General features: G+C 54.6%; 20 protein-coding genes. 9 read left to right on the top strand and 11 right to left on the bottom strand.

Annotation, left to right across the window (positions count from 1 at the left end; all coding sequences use genetic code 11):
• The first annotated feature begins 37 nt into the window (after positions 1 to 37).
• From DV711_RS11155 to DV711_RS11165, 3 genes are all read left to right on the top strand, one after another.
• Complete coding sequence (locus DV711_RS11155; protein ID WP_114695789.1) at positions 38 to 634, top strand: LemA family protein; 597 nt, start codon at positions 38 to 40, stop codon at positions 632 to 634.
• Positions 635 to 649: 15 nt separating this feature from the next.
• The gene (locus DV711_RS11160) at positions 650 to 2,605 is read left to right on the top strand and encodes a M48 family metallopeptidase (RefSeq protein WP_114695790.1); all 1,956 of its coding nucleotides are present in this window, start codon (positions 650 to 652) and stop codon (positions 2,603 to 2,605) included.
• 202 nt (positions 2,606 to 2,807) lie between these two features.
• Positions 2,808 to 3,845, top strand: a complete 1,038-nt coding sequence (locus DV711_RS11165) for a sensor domain-containing diguanylate cyclase (RefSeq protein WP_207802621.1) — start codon at positions 2,808 to 2,810, stop codon at positions 3,843 to 3,845.
• A 97-nt stretch (positions 3,846 to 3,942) separates the two neighbouring features.
• Here DV711_RS11165 and DV711_RS11170 read toward each other — a convergent pair whose 3' ends face one another.
• The 3 genes from DV711_RS11170 to DV711_RS11180 form a co-directional block, all read right to left on the bottom strand.
• Positions 3,943 to 4,335 (bottom strand): hypothetical protein, encoded by a 393-nt coding sequence (locus DV711_RS11170; RefSeq protein WP_114695791.1) that lies wholly within the window; start codon positions 4,333 to 4,335, stop codon positions 3,943 to 3,945.
• 109 nt (positions 4,336 to 4,444) lie between these two features.
• Positions 4,445 to 4,744, bottom strand: coding sequence for a hypothetical protein (locus tag DV711_RS11175; protein WP_114695792.1), 300 nt, complete (start codon positions 4,742 to 4,744; stop codon positions 4,445 to 4,447).
• A 46-nt stretch (positions 4,745 to 4,790) separates the two neighbouring features.
• Positions 4,791 to 5,150, bottom strand: coding sequence for a hypothetical protein (locus DV711_RS11180; protein ID WP_114695793.1), 360 nt, complete (start codon positions 5,148 to 5,150; stop codon positions 4,791 to 4,793).
• Positions 5,151 to 5,561: 411 nt separating this feature from the next.
• Here DV711_RS11180 and bufA2 point away from each other — a divergent pair, with 411 nt between their 5' ends.
• From bufA2 to DV711_RS11195, 3 genes are read left to right on the top strand one after another with little or no spacing between them, the layout of a single operon-like run.
• Positions 5,562 to 5,849 (top strand): BufA2 family periplasmic bufferin-type metallophore, encoded by a 288-nt coding sequence (gene bufA2, locus DV711_RS11185; RefSeq protein WP_114695794.1) that lies wholly within the window; start codon positions 5,562 to 5,564, stop codon positions 5,847 to 5,849.
• 34 nt (positions 5,850 to 5,883) lie between these two features.
• Positions 5,884 to 6,711 carry an MNIO family bufferin maturase gene (bufB, locus tag DV711_RS11190; protein WP_114695795.1) on the top strand — a complete coding sequence of 276 codons (828 nt, stop codon included), beginning with the start codon at positions 5,884 to 5,886 and terminating at the stop codon, positions 6,709 to 6,711.
• Entirely contained in the window at positions 6,708 to 7,472 is a 765-nt protein-coding gene (locus tag DV711_RS11195; protein ID WP_114695796.1) for an HvfC/BufC N-terminal domain-containing protein, read from the top strand. The genes bufB and DV711_RS11195 overlap by 4 nt, the downstream gene beginning before the upstream one ends.
• An 81-nt stretch (positions 7,473 to 7,553) precedes the next feature.
• Here DV711_RS11195 and mmsB read toward each other — a convergent pair whose 3' ends face one another.
• The 5 genes from mmsB to DV711_RS11220 all read right to left on the bottom strand — a co-directional run bounded on the left by mmsB (position 7,554) and on the right by DV711_RS11220 (position 13,412).
• Positions 7,554 to 8,444 carry a 3-hydroxyisobutyrate dehydrogenase gene (gene mmsB / locus DV711_RS11200; protein ID WP_114695797.1) on the bottom strand — a complete coding sequence of 297 codons (891 nt, stop codon included), beginning with the start codon at positions 8,442 to 8,444 and terminating at the stop codon, positions 7,554 to 7,556.
• Positions 8,445 to 8,502: 58 nt separating this feature from the next.
• Complete coding sequence (locus tag DV711_RS11205) at positions 8,503 to 9,615, bottom strand: enoyl-CoA hydratase/isomerase family protein (protein ID WP_114695798.1); 1,113 nt, start codon at positions 9,613 to 9,615, stop codon at positions 8,503 to 8,505.
• Between the two features lie 103 nt (positions 9,616 to 9,718).
• Positions 9,719 to 10,495: an enoyl-CoA hydratase gene (locus DV711_RS11210; protein ID WP_114695799.1), complete on the bottom strand. Its 777-nt coding sequence runs from the start codon at positions 10,493 to 10,495 to the stop codon at positions 9,719 to 9,721.
• A gap of 32 nt (positions 10,496 to 10,527) precedes the next feature.
• Entirely contained in the window at positions 10,528 to 11,685 is a 1,158-nt protein-coding gene (locus tag DV711_RS11215) for an acyl-CoA dehydrogenase family protein (protein ID WP_114695800.1), read from the bottom strand.
• Positions 11,686 to 11,918: 233 nt separating this feature from the next.
• On the bottom strand, positions 11,919 to 13,412 hold the full coding sequence (locus tag DV711_RS11220; RefSeq protein ID WP_114695801.1) for a CoA-acylating methylmalonate-semialdehyde dehydrogenase: 1,494 nt from the start codon (positions 13,410 to 13,412) through the stop codon (positions 11,919 to 11,921).
• 203 nt (positions 13,413 to 13,615) lie between these two features.
• On the opposite strand from DV711_RS11220, the gene DV711_RS11225 reads away from it, so the two are divergent.
• On the top strand, positions 13,616 to 14,512 hold the full coding sequence (locus DV711_RS11225) for an AraC family transcriptional regulator (protein ID WP_114695802.1): 897 nt from the start codon (positions 13,616 to 13,618) through the stop codon (positions 14,510 to 14,512).
• 19 nt (positions 14,513 to 14,531) lie between these two features.
• On the opposite strand, the gene DV711_RS11230 is transcribed toward DV711_RS11225, so the two are convergent.
• Positions 14,532 to 15,647 carry a helix-turn-helix transcriptional regulator gene (locus DV711_RS11230; RefSeq protein WP_114695803.1) on the bottom strand — a complete coding sequence of 372 codons (1,116 nt, stop codon included), beginning with the start codon at positions 15,645 to 15,647 and terminating at the stop codon, positions 14,532 to 14,534.
• Positions 15,648 to 15,850: 203 nt separating this feature from the next.
• On the opposite strand from DV711_RS11230, the gene DV711_RS19345 reads away from it, so the two are divergent.
• The gene (locus DV711_RS19345) at positions 15,851 to 16,534 is read left to right on the top strand and encodes a hypothetical protein (protein ID WP_133297446.1); all 684 of its coding nucleotides are present in this window, start codon (positions 15,851 to 15,853) and stop codon (positions 16,532 to 16,534) included.
• A gap of 121 nt (positions 16,535 to 16,655) precedes the next feature.
• Positions 16,656 to 17,120, top strand: a complete 465-nt coding sequence (locus DV711_RS11235) for a hypothetical protein (protein WP_114695804.1) — start codon at positions 16,656 to 16,658, stop codon at positions 17,118 to 17,120.
• A 192-nt stretch (positions 17,121 to 17,312) separates the two neighbouring features.
• Here DV711_RS11235 and DV711_RS11240 read toward each other — a convergent pair whose 3' ends face one another.
• Entirely contained in the window at positions 17,313 to 18,365 is a 1,053-nt protein-coding gene (locus tag DV711_RS11240) for a 2-oxoacid:ferredoxin oxidoreductase subunit beta (protein ID WP_114695805.1), read from the bottom strand.
• Positions 18,366 to 18,382: 17 nt separating this feature from the next.
• Entirely contained in the window at positions 18,383 to 20,227 is a 1,845-nt protein-coding gene (locus tag DV711_RS11245) for a 2-oxoacid:acceptor oxidoreductase subunit alpha (protein WP_114695806.1), read from the bottom strand.
• Between the last annotated feature and the right edge of the window lie 10 nt (positions 20,228 to 20,237).

The raw sequence follows: 20,237 nt of genomic DNA on the forward strand, positions 1-20,237 counted from the left end.
TATACCTTTGCCTTCAACCTTGCAGGAGAGGCCGCATATGGAAATCGGTACTATCGTCTTCTTAGTGATCGTTGCCGCGATCATCGTCTATATCGTGTCGATCTATAACCGTCTGGTATCGCTACGACAGCGTCACCTTAACGCTTTCAGCCAGATCGAAGTTCAACTAAAGCGCCGTTACGACCTGATTCCCAACTTGGTCGAAACCGCCAAAGGCTACATGTCCCACGAGCGCGAAACTCTCGAAGCGGTCATCCAGGCGCGGAACGAAGCCTCGGCGCTGCTTAAAGGCGCAGCCGCCGATCCGAGTAGCGCCGGTGCCATCGCCCAGTTGGCCGGCGCCGAAGGGGCGTTAAGCTCAGCTCTGGGTAAGCTCAACTTCGTGATGGAAGATTACCCGGATCTGAAAGCCAACGAGAACATGATGCAGCTGTCGGAAGAGCTGACCAGCACCGAAAACCGGGTCGCCTTCGCCCGTCAGGCGTTTAACGATGCGGTCACCGGCTACAACACCTACCGACGCAGCTTCCCGCCGGTCTTTTTTGCCCCGACCTTTGGTCATGCACAGGACGCCACCCTGCTGGAGTTTGAAGACAGCGCCCAGATTCAGGTGGCCCCGAAAGTCTCGTTTTAATCGGCGTACTTAGCCATGGTCGATTTTTTCGCCCAGCAGGATCAGGCCCGCCGTAATACCGGCTTGCTGGTGCTGCTGTTTCTGCTCGCGGTGACGGCGCTGATCCTGATCACCAACCTGGCGGTAATGATCTGCCTGTGGGGCATCGTCGGCACCGTCGATGGTGATGTGGCGACGCTGTTCTACCAGGGTATCGGCCCGCTGCTGGAGCAGTTCAACTGGGAACGCTTCGGTCTGATCAGCCTGCTGGTCTGTGGGCTGGTCGGTAGCGCCTGTCTCTACAAACAGCTGCAGCTCTCCGAGGGGGGGAAAGCCATCGCCGAGTCGCTCCACGGCCAGCGGATCCACCCCAATACCGATGACCCGAAGCAGAAGATGGCACTGAATGTGGTTGAAGAGATGGCGCTGGCATCCGGTATGCCGGTACCGCCGGTCTATCTGCTCAGCCATGAGCTGGGGATCAACGCCTTCGCCGCTGGCAACCAACCCTCCGATGCCGTGATCGGCCTGACTCAGGGGGCAATAGAAAGCCTGGATCGTGATCAACTGCAGGGCGTTATCGCCCACGAATTCAGTCACATCCTCAATGGCGATATGCGCCTCAATATCCGTCTGATCTCGCTGCTGCACGGTATCGTCTTTATCGGCGCCATCGGTGAGATCTTGTTGCGCTACGGACCACGGGGCCGATCCAACTCCAATAACAAGACCGGTCCACAACTGATGATGCTGGGACTGGTGCTGTTACTGGTAGGCTGGCTGGGCAACTTCTTCGGACGGCTGATCAAGGCCTCGGTCAATCGCCAGCGTGAATACCTGGCTGACGCTTCGGCGGTTCAATTCACCCGCAATCCGCAGGGTATCGCCGAGGCGCTGAAGGTGATCGGTGGCCACAGCGGCCGTGCCGAGTTACACAGCTCCCAGGTGGATCAGGTCAGCCACCTGTTCTTCGGCCGATCCCTGAGCAACCTGACCGGTTTGTATGCCACCCACCCACCATTGCTGGACCGGATCTTTCGCCTCGAGCCCAATTGGGACGGCAGCTATATCTACCCCAAACCTAGCCAGGTAGAAGCCCGCAAACAGCGTCAGCAGGCCCGTGAACAGGAACGGGCGCAAAAACGACGCCAGGCGCTGGCAGCCGGTGTTGTTCTGGCGGGAGGCCCAACGCTGGATCTGGAACAGCCATCAGCCCTGGAACAGACCCGCCAGGAGATCGCCGCACTGCCCGAAGCCCTGAAACAGCAGGTCCACGAGCCGCTCGGCGCGATGGCGATCATTTACGGGCTGCTGATTCACCAGCAGCCGGAGCAGCGCGAACAGCAACTGCAGCTACTGCAGCAGCTATCGATTCCGGGGCTGCCTCAGCAATGTCAGCAGCTACTCGAGCCCATCGCCCAGTTGCATCGCAGTCACTATCTGAGTCTGACCGAACTCTGCATGCCGGCCCTGAAAACCCTGTCACCGGCGCAATATCAGCAGTTCAAACAGACCCTGTTAAAGGTGATCCGAGTCGACCAACACACCTCACTGCTGGAGTGGTGCCTGTACCAGCTGGTTCAGCACTACCTGGCCGCCGAGTTCGGACCGGTCAAGCGCCGCGAGCCGCGCTTTAGCAAGCCCCAGCAACTGGCCAACGAATACCAGCTGATCCTCTCGACCCTGGCCCACCAAGGCGAGCAGGATGAGGAGCACACCGAACGTGCCTTTAACCGCGGGGCTGGTGCGGCCGGACTCTACAACCTGACGCTACTGCCCGTCGAGCAGTGTGATCCGACCGAGTTTATCCGCGCAGTCAATCAATTGAGCCTGGCCAAGCCACTGCTCAAACCGCGCCTGCTGCGCGGGCTGGAACTGTGCGTCAAGCAGGATCAGCAGATCACTCCGGTAGAGCTGGAACTGATCAGCGCCATTTTTGCATTAATGGAGAGTCCCTTGTCGCGGTTACAGCTCGATTCGGCTGGCTCCTAAACCTCGCTATTTGGCCCATAACGGCTATGGTGTAATTAAGGAACCTGAGCGTTGCTGCTTGTTGCAGTGTCTAAGCTTTGCTTCAACGCGGCATCTGGATTAACGATCCAGTCCAAAGCCTGAAGCTAGCCGGGGCTTACTCCCAGGTTCCCATAGCATAAAGCAGTAATACTTAGCTCGGAGACTGTTAGCGGAGTGCTGCGTGTCGGACGAACTTATACTGAATGCGCTGGGCCAGAATGTCAGCGCCACCATCGATGCCGGTAGTGTCGACGCCCTGATCGACAGTATTGCGATACCGGCATTCGTGATAGACCGCGGCCATGTGATCACCCACTGGAACAAAGCCCTGGCCAAGACCGCCTGCCTGCCCAGTGAGATCATGATCGGCACCAACCATCAGTGGCGCCCCTTCTATGGCGAACCCCGCCCGACCATGGCGGACCTGATCATCGACGGAACCATCGAAGGTGCGGTCGAGCATTTCTACGGTGGCAAGTACAAACCTTCCGATGTGCTCGACGGCGCCTATGTGGCCGAAGACTTTTTCCCCGACATCGGTATCGAAGGCGAGTGGCTGTCATTCACCGCCGCTCCGATCCGTAATCAAGAAGGAAATCTGGTCGGGGCCATCGAAACCCTGGTCATGATCTCGGATCGAAAGAAAGCCGAGATGGAGCTGATCGAGCGGGAAAAACGCTATCGGGAACTGAGCACCATCGACAGCCTGACCCAGCTGTATAACCTGCGTCAGTTCCATCTGGAGCTGGCTAAAGAGCTGGAGCGTTTTCGTCGCTACCAACAGGGGTTTAGCCTCTGCATGCTCGACCTGGATCACTTCAAACGACTCAACGACAACCACGGTCATCTGTTCGGCGACAAAGTGCTGGAAGGGGTCGGCAAGCTGATCAGTACCTACCTGCGCTCGGTGGACAACGCTTACCGCTATGGTGGCGAGGAGTTTGTGATCTTGATGCCTCAGGTTGATGAAACGAAGGCCCAGATCGGGATCCAGCGGATCTGCAAGGAACTCAACGACTTAACTTTTGAAACCGATGCCGGTGAGCAGATCCAGATCACCGCCAGTGCCGGGCTGGCCGTTGTGAGCGAAAGCGACACCGACAAAACCCTGCTAGCTAAGGCCGATGAAGCAATGTATGAAGCCAAGGCCAAGGGGCGCAACCGCATACAGATCTGGAGCGGAAGTGAAACCTTAAACGGGGAAAGCCCCAGTCACTAACAACGCCATGGCAACTCCCTAGCCCGCCTCTTTGATAGCCGATGAGGATAGTTGGCGCAGCAGGCGATGTAGTCGGCGACCACGGCAATACGCCGGGTCAATCCTCCAACACCGACGCTGGCTGATCCAGCCACGCCAGAGCCTCCTGAGCACTCCGAAAAACCTGATATTGCTCCTCCGAACGGCCGGTGTAGGCGATATGCATCCGCGCCATGCCGTAGGTCAGATCCAGGGGGGCAATCACCGCAATTCTCGAACTTTGAGGCCACTTGGAATTCCAATGCCGACGCAGGCCGGTATAGCGTTCTACCGACTCAGGCGCATCCACTACCGCATCAGTGACATCGATCAGCAGATCACAGTGAAGATCGAGCTCGGGATCATCGATCAATTCGCTAAAAAAGCTGATCACCCCTTTATCGCTATTTTTCCCCAGATATTTAACAACGATCAGTTGGTTTAAGGGTTTTACTGTGTAGGTTATTGCCATCGAGCTAATCCTTTAAAGCCGATCGAGGGCCAAAGCCATTACACGGGATCGACGCCAGCCTATCCGGGGCAGCGACAACATCCCATCATGGATTTCTATATAACTACCTCTAACGCTGCCTGAAAGCCCGTTCATTCTCCAATGCCTTATCCGTCACATCAACGTAGAGCGCAACCACTTTTGAAAGCAGCGCTTCAAAACGGGGGTTGCCCAAGGCCTTGGCCTGGTTTCTTCGCAGATCACGGATAACCCGCTCCAGATATTGCAGCTCAATCTCACCGAGCAGCTCTCCCTGATGCACTCGGACCTGCATTGCCTGAATCCGGGGCAACCGTTCCTGGTTAAATCGACGGATCAGGGTAGAAAGGGTTGCCTGTTGTCGTGGCGACATTTTCTGTGAAATATCCATTTCACCTGACCTCCGTTACCGGCAACATCTGTTGTCGTTTGGTGATTCACGGAATAACAACTTTGTAGCGGTTTGGGGACCAACCATGAACGCTATCACGAGCTTCGATAAAGACCTGTTTCGTCCCTTGCGGCAACTCAACACCGGATAGACTTCGGGTGAACGGTTGTTCGTTGACATGAGGATGATGCAGCACCCTGACACCTAAGATCTCATCATCGGAGTTTAAGATTCGCCACTGATCTGCATAGTGATCCCAGCCGCTATCGTCGTGTTTTAAAGTAACACTAAAGCTCCATTTCGAGCCATGTTTTTGTGCCTTTGCATCGACTATAGAAACTTCACCAGCCGAGACTGAAAACGATATCAACCAGGCCAAACTGAATACTGAGCTCGCTTTAATCAATGATCCCTCCTCGCTCATTTAGTCGCTTATTAGTTGGTTACCCCAAGAGTCTTTTGTCGATGAATTGTTACTTCAGTAAAGATCTGAAAGCTGATTATTTCACTCACTGGGTTAACGGATCACTCGGTCGGTTAGCCAAGTAATCAGGCATTAGCTGAGCCGGACTTCCTTATAGCCAATCTACCCACCACCACGTACTCAAACAACCGTTATTATTTTTTTTAGTTTTCTTTCAACAGCTTAGACAGAGTTTTTAACTTTTGTCATTTTTTTTCATGCATTTTGAATCCGCTGTGAAAATCATCGCGTATAGATCCCTGAGACGTTGTTGAGGACGTTATTTAAAACCAAAGAGCAGATCTATACCGGCGTGTAGCATTTTGTTCGCATAATTCTCTAGGGAGAAAATTCATGAGCACAATTAAAAAAACCAGCACTCTTGCATCAGCAGCACTGGCATTCGCATTCAGCGCATCCGCTATGGCTGCCGACTCCCCTGCAGGTAGCTCAGGCACTTCCATCGGTGCCGGCGACAAAGTGCATTGTTACGGTGTGCATTCCTGTAAAGGCAACTCCGACTGCAAAACAGCTGAGCATCAGTGTAAAGGCCAAAACGCCTGCGCAGGACACGGCTTTAAAGGTATCTCCGCCAAAGAGTGTTTGGATCAAGGCGGCGTGATCTCCGACATTAAGTCTTAATCATTCTTAATATCGCTTAATCAGGAGAAAGAAGATGACCTTTAGTTTTGGACTTGGACTGCGAACCCAGCACTATCATGACTTTATTGATGCGCCGCAACCGGTGGACTGGCTAGAGGTCATCTCTGAGAACTACATGGTCGATGGCGGTAAGCCATTGGCCATGCTCGATAAAATTCGTGCCAATTACCCGATGGTAATGCACGGTGTCTCAATGTCGATCGGATCACTGAACGGCGTTGATAAGGAATACTTGAAGAAGCTCAAAGCACTTGAGCAACGTATTCAACCGATGTGGATGTCTGACCACTTGTGTTGGACCGGCGTCCACGGACGTAACCTACACGACCTGCTACCGCTGCCGTTTTCCAGCGAAGCCTTGCAAGTCGTCAAACGCAATGTGGAGCAGGTCCAGGACTATCTGCAGCGCCCGCTGGTACTGGAGAATGTTTCCAGCTACGTCGAGTTCAAAGATTCCGAAATGACCGAATGGGAATTTTTGACCGAGGTTTGCCAGGCAACCGGATGCAAACTGCTGCTCGACATCAACAACATTTATGTCAGTGCCTTCAACCACGGTTTTTCGGCCACTGACTTTATCGAAGGCGTTCCGTTAAACAGTGTTGCCCAATTCCATTTGGCGGGACACCAAAATAACGGCGTCCACATTATCGACACCCACGACCATCCGGTATGTGATGATGTCTGGACGCTGTACCGCAAAGCCCTGCTTCGGTTTGGCTACATCCCCACCATGATCGAGCGGGATGACAATATTCCAGCCTTAAATGAACTGCTGCTGGAACTGGATCAGGCACGAGCTATTGCTGATGAGGTTCTCAATACCAAGGTGGCCGTATGAATCTCAGTGAATTACAGACCGACTTTCAAAACATCCTGCTCGATGCCAAATGCCGTAATGCCGACTGGGTTGCCGAGCCGCAACAGAATCTGTCTTCCCAGCAGCGCTTAACCATCTATCACAACGCCTATCGCATTCGGTTGATCGATACCCTTTACGATACCTTTGAACATACCGCCAACTATTTGGGCGGCGAATGGTTTGACAAGCTGGCTGCATCCTATGTTCAGAACTTCCCTTCCAGCCACGCCAACCTGGGCCAATATGGTAAGGGCTTTTCGGAACATCTGGCCCAGCAACTGCCGAACGATCTGGAAGTCGCCGAGCTTGCCCATATGGATTGGACGCTACGACGGGCGTTCGACGGCGCCGATGCCACGGCTCTGACCCAACAAGATCTGCAGCAGCTCGTCGCCACCGGAGCTGAATTTAGTCATTTCCAGCCGGTGCCGACACTGAGCCTGAGCACACAGCAGTTCAATACGCTGGATATCTGGCACGCGATCAACCAAGAGAAAGTGCCCCCCATTGCAGAGAGGCTGGCCCAACCGGTCACGATTCTGATGTGGCGCAAGGGTCACTCACCACACTTTCGCAGCCTTTCGGCGATCGAAACGACAGCCATCAACTACCTGCGCCAAGGCCAGGGGTTGGAAGCGATCGGAGAGGCCCTGAATCAAGACTATCCCGAGACAGATATCGTGGCCGAATTCGGCGGCATGATCGCTCGCTGGTTGGATGACGAACTGCTGACCCGATAGATCCTCAACCCATTCCGCTGATCCAATAAAAAAGCCTCCCTGGCTCTTATCCAGGGAGGCTTTTGCTATTCAGAAGCGGTCTCAGCTTTTCTTGCGATACAACTGGTAGAGGCTGGAGAAATCCAGTTTGCCATTGCCCTGAGACTGGTGCAGGTTGAACAGTCCACGCGCGGCGGAACCCATCGGTACCGGCGACTGGCTGCCCTGGCTGGCATCCATCGCCAGACCCAGATCCTTGCACATCAGGTCGGTCATGAAACCACCGTCGTAGTCACGGGAAGCCGGCACGCCTTCCTGCACACCGGGAACCGGGTTGTAGACTTCCAGCGACCAGTTACGACCCGAGCTCTTAAGCATGATCTCGGACAGAACCGCCGGATCCAGACCGTTGTTGACGCCCAGATTCAGCGCCTCAGCGGTACCGGCCATGTGGATCGCCAGCAGCATGTTGTTACAGGCCTTGGCCACCTGGCCCGCGCCAGCACCACCGGCGTGGAAGATGTTCTGACCCATGCAGTCCAGGATCGGCTTGGCCTTGGCAAAGGCCGCATCGGATCCACCTACCATAAACGCCAGCGTACCGGCAGCGGCACCGGCAGTACCTCCGGAAACCGGCGCATCGACAAACTCGATACCACGATCGGCGGCCGCCTTATTCAACGAACGGGCAGAGGCGGCATCGATGGTGCTCGAATCGATCACCAGACAATCCTTGCCGATCTTATCCAGCAGGCCGTCACCGCTGACCAGAACCGATTCGACATGCACACCGGCCGGCAGCATGGTGATCAGGAAATCGGCGCCTTCGGCAGCGTGGGCCGCATTGTCAGCGAACACCGCACCGGCTTCGACCGCGTGCTGAACCGCCGCCTCGGACAGATCGAACACGTGGACTTCATGACCGTTCTTGACCAGGTTGGCGGCCATCGGCCCACCCATGTTGCCCAGCCCTACAAATCCAATTTTTGCCATTGTCTTTACCCTATTATTTTTCTGTTAAGAGTCGCCGCTCGGGCGTCTCCTGCGAGTTTTACAGCTGTGCTAATGGATGATCAGCATCCGACCAGGGCGAAACGAACAACCCTTCGATCCAGTTCTGATCCACGGTTTCGAGCGACTTGAAGCGCCAATCCGGCTTGCCGTCCTTGTCGATCAGTAGCGCCCGTACCCCTTCGGCAAACTCACCGGCCTTGCCACAGTTCAGCGACAGCACCAACTCGGCCTGGAACACCTCTTTCAGGGACAGATGCTTACTGCGCTTGAGCTGGGCGAAGATCAGCGCCATCGCCGCCGGGCTACCAGCCTTAACCGCACCCTGGGCTTTCTGCAGCCAGCGATCATCGGTTTCCAGCGCCAGAATGGCCGCCACGATATCTTTCAGCTCGTAGTGGTCCATCAGCGCGTTGATGGTGTCGAAGTGCTTCAGTACCTGAGATTCCGGCAGTTGCTCCAGGCTGTCCTGCTCCAACTGACGCAGCACGGTGTTGACGCCGTGGTGCAGATCTTCCAGATCGCTACCCCACTCAACCGCCTGCAGCTGCTCGATCAGCAAACCACGCTTGTCGGTGCTGACAAAGCGGTCACCCAGTCCAACATATCGGCAGTCGGCCGCATTCAGACCACTGGCGGTCAGGCCCAGGAACAAACCGACCCGGCCCGGCATCCGGTTCAGGAACCAGCTGCCACCCACATCCGGATACAAGCCGATGCTGACTTCGGGCATCGCAATCCGAGAAGTTTCGGTTACCACCCGGTAGTTGGCACCGGCCATCAGGCCCAGGCCACCACCCATCACAATACCTCCACCCCAGACGATCAGCGGCTTGGTAAAGCAGTGAATCGCATGGTCCAGTTGGTACTCTTCGGTGAAGAAGGTCTCGACAAAATCCGGGTTGTCGTTATCGCCAACCATACCCTTGTAAAGGTTGCGGATGTCACCCCCGGCGCAGAACGCTTTGTCACCGGCACCGTCGAGAATCACGGCAGCAACAGCCTCATCGGCTTCCCACTCGGGCAGTTTCGGTGCCAGCAGTTCGATCATCTCCAGAGTCAGCGCGTTGAGACTCTTTTCGGAGTTCAGGGTCGCCTGGATGATCTTCTTGCCGTTGGCGGCGGCGTGTTCGGTAAACAGGATCGCTGTCATTGTTGATGTCCTTTCAGTCGGCTCGGCCTCGCCGAGCACGGCGTGTCGTCGCTAGTATCGCTTCGACTATTTGTTCTTGCGCTATTCCGCTATTGGTTTTTCGCTATTGATTTTTCCACTGCGGCTTACGCTTCTCGAGGAAGGCGTTGACGCCCTCTTTCTGGTCCTCGGTGTGGAACAGGTCGACAAACAGCTCGCGTTCGGTCGGCAGCGTGGTGCTGTTGTTACGCTGGTGAACCAGCTGGATCAGCTCCTTACAGGCCGCAACCGCAGACGGGCTCTGTTGGGCCACACCCTCGGCCAGCTCCAGCGCACGATCCAGCGCTCCACCTTGGGGGACCAGCTCTTCCACCAGGCCGATCTCGTAAGCCTTGTCGGCTTTCAGGCGCTCACCACACAGGATCAGGCGCTTGGCCCAGGCCATGCTGGTCAGGTTAAGTAGATTCTGGGTACCGCCGGCGCACGGCAGCAGACCGACCTTGGCTTCCGGCAGCGCCATCTGCGCTTGCTCTTCGGCCACGCGAATATCACAGGCCAAGGCCACTTCCAAGCCGCCGCCCATGGCAAAACCGTTGATCGCAGCGATGGAGACGCCGCGGAAGTTGCTCAGCGCTTCGAAGGCTTCGCCGAAATAGCGGGACATGTTGCGAGCGACGCCGAAGTCACCATCGGCGAACAGATTCAGATCGGCACCGGCAGAGAAGAACTTCTCGCCCTGGCCGGTGATGACCAGCGCGTAAATATCGCGATCGGCATTCAGCTCGGCAACGGTGCTCTTGAGCATCTTCAGGCTCTGCTCGGTCCAGGTGTTGGCCGGCGGGTTGTTCATGGTCAGCAGTGCCGTGTGGCCACGCTTTTCAATCAGAATCGGATTGCTCATTTGGTCAATTCTCCTTAATTCGATGCTGAGTCTTACAGAACGCTGGAAGCGCCATCGGTCAGCAGTCGGCGGGCAACAATAACCCGCATGATTTCGTTGGTTCCCTCGAGGATCTGGTGCACCCGGGTATCTCGCAGATAGCGCTCCATCGGGTACTCCTTGATATAGCCGTTGCCGCCGAAGATCTGCAGTGCCGCATCGCAGACCTGATAACCCACATCGGTGGCGAAACGCTTAGCCATCGCACAGTAGGTGCTCTTGTCCGGGTCGTTGTTGTCCAGTTTGAACGCCGCAAGACGGATCATCTGACGTGCCGCCACCAGTTCGGTAGCCATATCGGCGAGCTTGAACTGCAGTCCCTGAAAGTGGGCCAGCTGCTTGCCGAACTGCTTGCGCTCCTGCATGTAGGCGGTGGCGGCCTCCAGCGCCTGCTGCGCGGTGCCCACCGAGCAGGTGGCGATATTGATTCGGCCGCCGTCCAGCCCTTTCATGGCGATTTTGAAGCCGTCGCCCTCGTTGCCCAGCAGCGCCTCGGCCGGCACCCGGACATCTTCGAAGGTGATCATTCGGGTCGGCTGGCTGTTCCAACCCATCTTGTCCTCTTTACGGCCGTAGCTGATGCCGTCGAGTTTGGCATCCACCGCAAAGGCTGAGATCCCTTTCGGGCCGTCGACGCCGGTCCGGGCCATCACCACCAGCACATCGGTATCACCGGCACCGGAGATAAAGCATTTGCTGCCGTTGAGGATGTAATCATCACCGTCACGACGGGCGGTGGTCTTCAAGGATGCCGCATCGGAGCCAGCATTAGGCTCGGTCAGGCAGTAAGAGGCCAGTTGCTCACCCATCACCAGGGTCGGACACCAGCGTTCGATGGTCTGCTCGTTACCGAACTCGCCGATCATCCAGGTGGCCATGTTGTGAATGGTGATAAAGGCGGTGGTGGAGGTACAGCCCATCGACAGCTGTTCAAAGATCACATGGGCATCGAGCCGTGACAGTCCCATACCACCGGCTGCTTCGGGTGTGTAGATGCCGCAGAAACCCAGCTCGCCGGCTTTAGCGATGACTTCTTTTGGGAATGTCTGCTGCATATCCCATTCCGCCGCCTGAGGGGCCAGCTCCTGCTCGGAGAAGGCACGGGCCGAATCGGCAAAGGCGACCTGGTCTTCGGTGAGATTGAAATCCATAGCATGTCCTTGGTTGTCCGCGCGGGCTTTACCCGCGGGTAACCGTTTCAGTAAGCGGAGATGCAGATAGCGTCTCAGGAGGCGCTATCTGCGGGTTCCGTGCAACTCTCTGAGTGCGTTGCACGGAACAGTGTTCGGCAAAGATACGACAGAAACACGCCGGATGCGCGCTCTGCCGTCTTGCCACTCCCGAATCGCTCCGGGAGCGGCTCTCAAATCAACCTAACGCTCAATCACTTCAGGTTGATGGTCATGTTGGCGCCGGTGTTGATGTCGTCTTCGAACCAACGGGCGGTGACGGTCTTGGTCTCGGTATAGAACTTGATCGCCTGCTTGCCGTAGGCGTGCTGGTCACCGTAGAACGACTTGCGCCAGCCGGTGAAGGAGAAGAACGGCAGCGGCACCGGAACCGGTACGTTGATACCAACCTGACCGACCTTGATTTCGTGCTGGAACTTACGCGCAGCGGCACCGGAGGCGGTGAAGATGGAGGTACCGTTACCGTACGGACACTCGTTGATCAGCTCGATCGCTTCCTCGATGGTGTCGGCTTCGATACAGCACAGAACCGGGCCGAAGATCTCTTCTTTGTAGATCGACATGTCGGTAGTGACGTTGGTGAACAGGGTCGGGCCGACCCAGTTACCATCCGGGTAACCTTCGACGGTGCAGTTGGAGCCGTCCAGCTCGCAGGTGGCACCCTCTTTCTTGCCGGCTTCGATAAAGCTCAGGATACGATCCTTGGCCGCCGGGTTGATCTGCGGACCATAAGCCGCCTCTTTGTCGTTCCAGACGCCCGGACGAACCTTGGACAGCGCTTCTTTCAGCTCCGGAATCCACTTGCGGGACTCACCCACGAATACAGCAACCGAGATCGCCATACAGCGCTGGCCGCCGGCACCGACAGAGGCGCCAACCAGGTTGTTGATCAGGTGATTCTTCTGCGCATCCGGCATGATCACCATGTGGTTCTTGGCACCGGCAAAGGCTTGAACGCGCTTCAGGTGGTCGGTACCGGTCTTGTAGATATGCTCGCCAACGGCCACGGAACCGACGAAGGAGATCGCCTGGGTAACCGGATGGGTCAGCAGCTTGTCGACCTGCTCCTTACCACCATGAACAACCTGCAGCACACCTTCAGGGGCACCGGCTTGTTGGAACAGCTCGACCAGGCGGGTCGGGGTATTGGGGTCCTGCTCGGACGGCTTCAGAATAAAGGTGTTACCGCAAGCGATCGCCAGCGGGAACATCCACAGCGGGATCATGGCCGGGAAGTTGAATGGGGTGATACCGACACAGACACCCAGCGGCTGGGTGTAGCTGTAGCTGTCGATCTTGCGAGCCACGTTCTCAACGGTTTCACCCATGCTCAGGCTGGCGATGTTGCAGGCGTGCTCGACCACTTCGATACCACGCCAGACGTCACCCATACCGTCTTCAAAAGTCTTGCCGGTCTCTTCACACAGGATGGTGGCGATCTCTTCCTGGTGCTCTTTCAGCAGCGCCTGGTAGCGCAGCATGATACGGGCACGCTCGCTGATCGGAGTTTCCTTCCAGGTCTCAAAGGTCTTGGCCGCGCTGGCAATCGCCGCTTCCATCTCTTCGTCGGTGGTGCAAGGCACCTGCGCGATCACCTCCTGGGTGGCCGGATTGGTGACCGGAATCCACTGGTCGGTTTTACTCTGGACGAATTCGCCGCCGATAAACAGGGGGACTTGCTTGCTCATGCTGTGCACCTTTGCTGGGTAGCGATCCCGGATCGGGGGAACTGGGTCGCCGGTCTTTTATTGGTGGGATGTTGCGCCGGGCAACACCGTTGTTTTACGACTTACCCTGATTTAAGCACAGCAACTGAGGTGCAAGGATTGAATAAATTGCCCCAATAATGGACTATCTTGTTATTACACCCCGATTTTAAAACCATAGTCTAATGAGTAAACCCTCCAGCTGGCCCCTGCCCCCCAACAGCAACCGTTACGTGGTGCCGCGCTCACTGGCCGAGCGACTGCGGCAACATCCACTGTCCAGCGACCTCTACCCACTGGGTATCGGCCACTATGTTCAGGCGCTAGGGCACGCCATGACTCGCGAGGACCATGATGACTATCTGCTAATTTACTGCACCGAGGGACGCGGCGCCCTGACTGTCGGACAGCATCACGGCTACCTGAAAGCGGGGCAACTGGTGCTGCTTCCACGGGGGCTGGCCCATACCTACAGCGCCGACGATGCTGATCCCTGGACCATCTACTGGGTTCATTTCGAGGGAGAATCCGCCGACGCCTTCTTCCGCAACTTACCGATGGACCCGGACTATCCTGTGATCGAGGTGGGACAGAATGCCAAGCTAATCGCCGACTTTGAGAACCTGCTGCAAGTGCGAAGAAGCGGTTATCAACTACGTCCTTTTCTCCATGCCGCCAACCAGTTACGGCAGATTCTCAGCTACCTGGCACTACTTCGCAGTCGCAGCACGGCCACCGATAGTGGCTTCGATCTGGAGCTGATCCACAGTTATATGCAGTCCCATATCCACGAACCACTGGAGCTGGAGACCCTCGCCAATCAGGTCAACCTGTCGAAATACCACTTCGCCAAGAAGTACAAAGAAGCCACCGGCACCAGCGCGATCAATCACTTTATCAACCTGAAGATCGAACACGCCTGCCAGCTGCTTGATGTCGGCAACCAGAGTATTAGCCAGATCAGCTACGCGTTGGGGTATGACGACGCCTACTACTTCTCGCGTCTGTTCAAGAAGGTGATGGGGATATCACCGAGTCAGTATCGAGGCATGCGCCTCGGCAGTTGGCCCAGGCGCAGCTGAAGCGGATTATAGAAAGAGTTCAACTCACAAAAGTTGATACCAGCCGCATCACCTTCGAAATCATTTCAGCTTGATTTCGACTTTCTGTCTTCTTGAGCAGGTTTCTTAAATGGAAACGGACCGTCGCCTCGGTAACAAAGAGATCATCAGACAAAGCTTTGACCGGGACTCCATCCAATATTCCCTGTAGCACCTTTACTTCGGATTTGGTGAGGTCAAAGAGATGGCGGAGCTGTTGATCAGGTAACGATGCATCAGAAGGGGAAATGATAAACAAAATGCACCCCGCAAAATTGCCCAACCAGTCCAGCTGTTGGTCAGTCGAATGCCAAGGAAAGCACAACACACTTTTCTTGATACCCTTATCAACAAAGTTAACAACCCCATCCGAATCAAGATTGTGATCCGACAACGTTGCACGGATGAGCTTGTGAAGCCTATTCGTCGCTCTAACATCAGGTAGCTGAACTTTATAAGACTGGCTTTTACAGTTACGAGGATAAAGGAAAGGATTTGCACGCGAATTGTGGGTTATAACTTCTCCTCGATCAGACAGCAATACAACCCCTGCCGAGAGGTGCTCTAAAGCATCTATTCCAATCCTGGAAGCTTTGGAAGCCTCCAATAGCCGGAGGTTGATAGCGAAAGCTCGCTTTAGATGGGGCAACAAATCCACCATCAATTGATATGCTTCAGGCGAAAAGGGCTTGTCTGATAAACCTCGGACGACCGATATCCACCCCCGCCGATCATCATCTCTGTAAAACAGTCCAGCATTAAAGTTTTCAAAATCTACACGCTGATAAAACTCTTGATAACAATACATTGAGTGTAGAGTTCTCTCATCAAAAACACTTTGACACATAACTGCAGAGCCGACACTCAAATGGTTATAAACTGCTGTAACTTCATCTTTATAAGCTATTTCACGCAGATAAAACCGAGTGTCTTCCTGAGAGACACCATTGGTATATAGATAGGTTAGCTGGGGCTCTCTGGTATTCTCTAGTGCAAAGTTAACACTATGGCCTCCTATAGCTTGCTGAATCCTATTTGCAGTATCAGGCCAGCTAAGGGGATCAGATGCAGACGAGTAGATAGCGTCAATCAGGCCAAGCATAGTATCAGAACTCATAGCCTAACCTCCTTTATATGTTGATCGCTGCCTAAGACTATCTCCAACATCAACTTAGAACAGTTAGCCGCCTAAGTTTAGTTCAAAAACTATCTAAATGAATAGTTTTTGAATAACTTCCTTATCCCATACTAATTTAAAACAATTTTATATTGCTGCAAGAAAACAATTAAAAATAGAACAGCTTAGAAATGGATAATAATATGAAAATAATCCGCCGTATATTAGCAGGAATTATTATTGCCTGCCTATCCAGCAACGTATTTTCAGTGCCAATAACGATAGATCAAAGTGGTACTATCGGGATTAATAATGTTGGCGGTTCAATTTCTGCCGGTGATGCCTTTCACTTAAGCGCAACCTTTGATTCCGATCTATTTTCGTCACCCTCTTCTGGAAGTACTACTACTACTCAGTCGGATCTAGGACTAAGTATTAGCATCGGCACTCTCTCTTGGTCTTCACCATCATTTCGAGTATTGCTAAGAGATGATCTATTTGGTCTGGATGTCTTAAGTGACGCTTTCTCAAGCCATACTTTTTCAGGACCGTTATTGAACGGCAGGTCAATATTCCGGCTTATTTGGCAATTGGAATACCCGGATAATAGTTTGGATGATACAGTTTGGCCGACTTCGTTATCTGATTTAAATTACAATGAAGTATCTAGTGAAAGTCTACTAATTTTCTTTAGCGATAATCCAGCTGATCCTTTTCAAGGCGACGTTGATGTTATCTCATCTTTGGTTCGTGAAAACATCGATCAAGGTCAATTTAATGATCCAGTTTTTAGAAATTTATCATCCATCCCAGAAGCACCTAGCAGTATACTTTTTCTACTAGGAATAATCATGCTTGTTGTTAAGCACATAGATAGGAAAAAATAAAAAATTAAACGATAGTGAATTTATTAACCAATTACTAGCTTTAAATAAATTTAAAACTACAGCAGTAAAACTGCATTATTCATACATTGTAACTCAATTCAAAAAAATGAAGGAAAATACAATGAAAATCAAAATATACACTTTAATTACGATAATATTTATTCTGCCGTATTCATTAGCTCACTCTATAGAACTACCACATAGGGAATATCATGAATATAAGTATGATGGTAGTCAATACGGATACTTCACCTTGACGATAGATAAAAATAGAAAAGCCAACCTACACATGAAATTTAGCCATGGACGTAAATATGTACAAACACGACTTCATGCATCGGTGAAGTTAATTAACGCAGAAGGCGATGGCATAGGGTGCAAAAATAATCACCATCTCCCTGCTCCAGGATCCAGTGCTGTAGAGAGAGAAACCTCCTGCTCTTTCACCATTCCTGAAGAGCAAAATATTAGTCAACTTAAGTCGACGTATAAGTATTGGAAAAGTGACAATGTTGACTTTAATGGGGCGATTCAAAGAGCAATAATTTTCATCATCTCTGATGGAGAAGAGATAGAAGTCAACTAGTTCAGCAAGCTTGCTCAGCCCCAAAATGGTACATAACGAAGCCTAGTATTCTGCGGATAGAAAAAGCCCAATCTGAGTTAATTTGCCCACTTTTTCATGAAGGCTACAGTCAATAGAGGCATGCGCCTCGGCAGTTGGCCGAGGCGCAGCTAAGACCGCTCCCTAGATGGGGAGCGGGATGGGACGAGGCGCTTAACGGAAGCTGTCGTTGATTACCTCAAGCACATCACTACCCGGGCACAGCGCCCGCTCGCCAAGGCTGTTGAGCGGTTTGTCGGTGGTACCCAGCACCTCATGCAGATCCTGCGCAGCCGGATCCACATACAGCAGACCGGTCAGAATCCGGTCTTGCTGACGGCTCTGTTCGATCGCCGCCAGCGCCTGTTGGCGATCTTGCGGGTCGTATTCATTACCAGTTTTCTGCAGACGCAGGATCGAGCCGTCGTGCAGGCAGATATCCTGGGCTTCAGAGTCGCTGGAGCTAACGATAATCTCCTCCTCGACCGGCACGAAGTCGGTGACCGCCCCGGTGGTGACATGGTCGCGGACGTAGTCGTAACTCTTGGTCGAGCCGGCGTGGTTATTGAAGGTCACACAGGGTGAGACGATATCGATAAAGGCAAAACCGTTGTGGCTCAGGCCTGCCTTGATCAGCGGCAGCAGCTCGCGTTTGTCACCGGAGAAGCTGCGGGCCACGAAGGTCGCGCCCAGCTGGATCGCCATGGTGACCAGGTCGATCCCCTCCAGCGGGTTGGCCTGGCCTTGCTTGCTCAACGAGCCCTCATCGGCGGTGGCAGAGGTCTGGCCCTTGGTTAGGCCGTAGACACCGTTGTTGGCGACCAGGTAGAGCATATTCAGGCGGCGGCGAACCACGTGGGCGAACTGCCCCATGCCGATGGCCGAGGTATCACCGTCACCGGACATACCGATATAAACCAGATCCCGGTTGGCCATGTTGGCACCGGTCACGATCGACGGCATCCGGCCGTGAACCGAGTTGAAGCCGTGAGCCTTGTCGAGGAAGTAGGTCGGCGCCTTGGAGGAGCAACCGATACCCGACAGTTTGGCGATCCGGTGAGGCGGAATCGACAGCTCGTGGCAGGCCTGGATGATGGAAGCACCGATGGCGTCATGGCCACAGCCGGCGCACAGGGTCGACAGCGGTCCTTCGTAAGCCTGCTGGGTCAGGCCCAGATCGTTACGGGGCAGCTTCGGATGGCGGAATTTCGATTTCAAAAAACTCATATCTGCTGATCTCGCAACTAGTTGGCTACTTTCAGGTTCGGCTTGGCGCTATCGCCCTGATCCTGCTCGATCCGCTCGCTGATACAGCGGGCCGTGATCGGCAGGCCGTCGTAGTGAAGCACCGAGACCAGCTTCTGACCCGGCGCATCCAGCTCATTGATCAACAGGGTGCGCATCTGGCCGTCGCGGTTCTGCTCGGCCACATAGACACTGTCGTGGCTGTCGATAAAGTCGCGGACTTCCTGACCAAACGGGAACGCACGGACCCGACACAGATCGACGTCGATGCCCTGCTCGGCCAGCTGATCACGGGCTTCCTGCGCCGCGCTGGTGGTGGTACCGAAGTACAGCAGCCCCAGCTTGGAAGCTTTCTTGGGCTTGCACTGCTCGATCACCGCCTTGGGCAGCAAGGTTGCCGCGGTCTCGAACTTGCGGTTCAGACGATCGACGTTGTCGACGTAGATGTCGCCCAGCTCGGTGTAGATGGCGTAGTGGTCACGGGAGGTACCACGGGTAAAGAAGGCGCCCTTCTCCGGGTGGGTACCCGGGTAGGTGCGGTAGCAGATACCGTCGCCGTCGCGATCCAGGTAACGACCGAACTTCTCCATCTGATCCAGCTGCTCGGCATCGAGCACCTTACCGCGGTCGTAGCTGCGCAGGTCGTCCCACTCCATCGGCTCGCTGAGGTGATCGTTCATGCCCAGCTCCAGATCGCTCATCAGGATAATCGGAGTCTGGATCCGCTCGGCCAGGTCGAACGAGGCAGCGGTTAGATCGAAACACTCTTTCGGGTCGGCCGGGAACAGCATCACCTGCTTGGTATCACCGTGGGAGGCGTAGGCACAGGCCAGCAGATCCGGTTGCTGGGTCCGGGTCGGCATCCCGGTGGAGGGCCCGGCTCGCTGCACATTGATCAGCACGATCGGCAGCTCGGCAAAATAGGCCAGCCCCAGGAACTCGGTCATCAATGAGATCCCCGGACCACTGGTAGCGGTGAATGAACGGGCACCATTCCAGGCACCACCGATCGCAACACCGATCGCGGCCAGCTCATCTTCGGCCTGAACCGAAGCAAAGTTCTTCTTGCCGCTGGCCGGATCGATCCGCAGCCGCTCGGCGTATTTCATGAAATTCTCGACCACCGAGGTGGACGGGGTGATCGGATACCAACCACAAACGCTGGCACCGCCGTAGACGGCGCCCAGGCCGGTGGCACTGTTGCCATCGATCATCAGCTTGCCTGCGGTCTTGTCACTGCTCTGCACCCGAATCGGCAGGGGGCAGCTGAAGTGGGTCGAGGCGTACTGGTGGCCGAGCTCCAACGCATAGATGTTGGGCACGATCAGCTTCTCTTTGCCTTTGAACTGATCCTTGATCATGCGCTTGAGCACGCCAAAATCGATATCCAGCAGCGCCGACAGTGCGCCGACATAGATAACGTTCTTGAACAGCTGACGCTGACGCGGATCGGTGTATTCGCGCAGGCAGATCTCGGAGATCGGAATCCCGATCAGATTGACGTCGCTGCGGATCAGCTCCGGCGGCAGCGGCTTGGTGGAGTCATACAGGAAGTAACCGCCCGGCAGCAGGCTCTGCATATCGCGGGCGATCGACTGGCTGTTCATCGCCACCACGATATCGGCGCCACCACCGCGGCGCCCCAGGTAGCCTTTTTCGCTGACCCGCACTTCGTACCAGGTCGGCATGCCCTGGATGTTGGAGGGGAACTCGTTACGGGGAGCCACCGGGATGCCCATCCGGAAGATCGACTTGGCGAACATCAGGTTGGCACTGGCGGATCCGGTACCGTTGACGTTGGCAAACCGGATCACAAATTCATTGACGGATTCTAGTTTCGACATGGTTTTCTCT

Source organism: Motiliproteus coralliicola (assembly GCF_003345655.1).
Taxonomy (GTDB): domain Bacteria; phylum Pseudomonadota; class Gammaproteobacteria; order Pseudomonadales; family Balneatricaceae; genus Motiliproteus; species Motiliproteus coralliicola.

Coding starts and splice junctions, on each gene's coding strand:
- DV711_RS11195 (WP_114695796.1), top strand. CDS start 6,708: ATGAATCTCAGTGAATTACAGACCGACTTTCAAAACATCCTGCTCGAT.
- DV711_RS11160 (WP_114695790.1), top strand. CDS start 650: ATGGTCGATTTTTTCGCCCAGCAGGATCAGGCCCGCCGTAATACCGGC.
- bufA2 (WP_114695794.1), top strand. CDS start 5,562: ATGAGCACAATTAAAAAAACCAGCACTCTTGCATCAGCAGCACTGGCA.
- DV711_RS11170 (WP_114695791.1), bottom strand. CDS start 4,335: ATGGCAATAACCTACACAGTAAAACCCTTAAACCAACTGATCGTTGTT.
- DV711_RS11245 (WP_114695806.1), bottom strand. CDS start 20,227: ATGTCGAAACTAGAATCCGTCAATGAATTTGTGATCCGGTTTGCCAAC.
- DV711_RS11215 (WP_114695800.1), bottom strand. CDS start 11,685: ATGGATTTCAATCTCACCGAAGACCAGGTCGCCTTTGCCGATTCGGCC.
- DV711_RS11240 (WP_114695805.1), bottom strand. CDS start 18,365: ATGAGTTTTTTGAAATCGAAATTCCGCCATCCGAAGCTGCCCCGTAAC.
- DV711_RS11175 (WP_114695792.1), bottom strand. CDS start 4,744: ATGGATATTTCACAGAAAATGTCGCCACGACAACAGGCAACCCTTTCT.
- DV711_RS11235 (WP_114695804.1), top strand. CDS start 16,656: ATGAAAATCAAAATATACACTTTAATTACGATAATATTTATTCTGCCG.
- mmsB (WP_114695797.1), bottom strand. CDS start 8,444: ATGGCAAAAATTGGATTTGTAGGGCTGGGCAACATGGGTGGGCCGATG.
- DV711_RS11220 (WP_114695801.1), bottom strand. CDS start 13,412: ATGAGCAAGCAAGTCCCCCTGTTTATCGGCGGCGAATTCGTCCAGAGT.
- bufB (WP_114695795.1), top strand. CDS start 5,884: ATGACCTTTAGTTTTGGACTTGGACTGCGAACCCAGCACTATCATGAC.
- DV711_RS11225 (WP_114695802.1), top strand. CDS start 13,616: ATGAGTAAACCCTCCAGCTGGCCCCTGCCCCCCAACAGCAACCGTTAC.
- DV711_RS11210 (WP_114695799.1), bottom strand. CDS start 10,495: ATGAGCAATCCGATTCTGATTGAAAAGCGTGGCCACACGGCACTGCTG.
- DV711_RS19345 (WP_133297446.1), top strand. CDS start 15,851: ATGAAAATAATCCGCCGTATATTAGCAGGAATTATTATTGCCTGCCTA.
- DV711_RS11230 (WP_114695803.1), bottom strand. CDS start 15,647: ATGAGTTCTGATACTATGCTTGGCCTGATTGACGCTATCTACTCGTCT.
- DV711_RS11205 (WP_114695798.1), bottom strand. CDS start 9,615: ATGACAGCGATCCTGTTTACCGAACACGCCGCCGCCAACGGCAAGAAG.
- DV711_RS11155 (WP_114695789.1), top strand. CDS start 38: ATGGAAATCGGTACTATCGTCTTCTTAGTGATCGTTGCCGCGATCATC.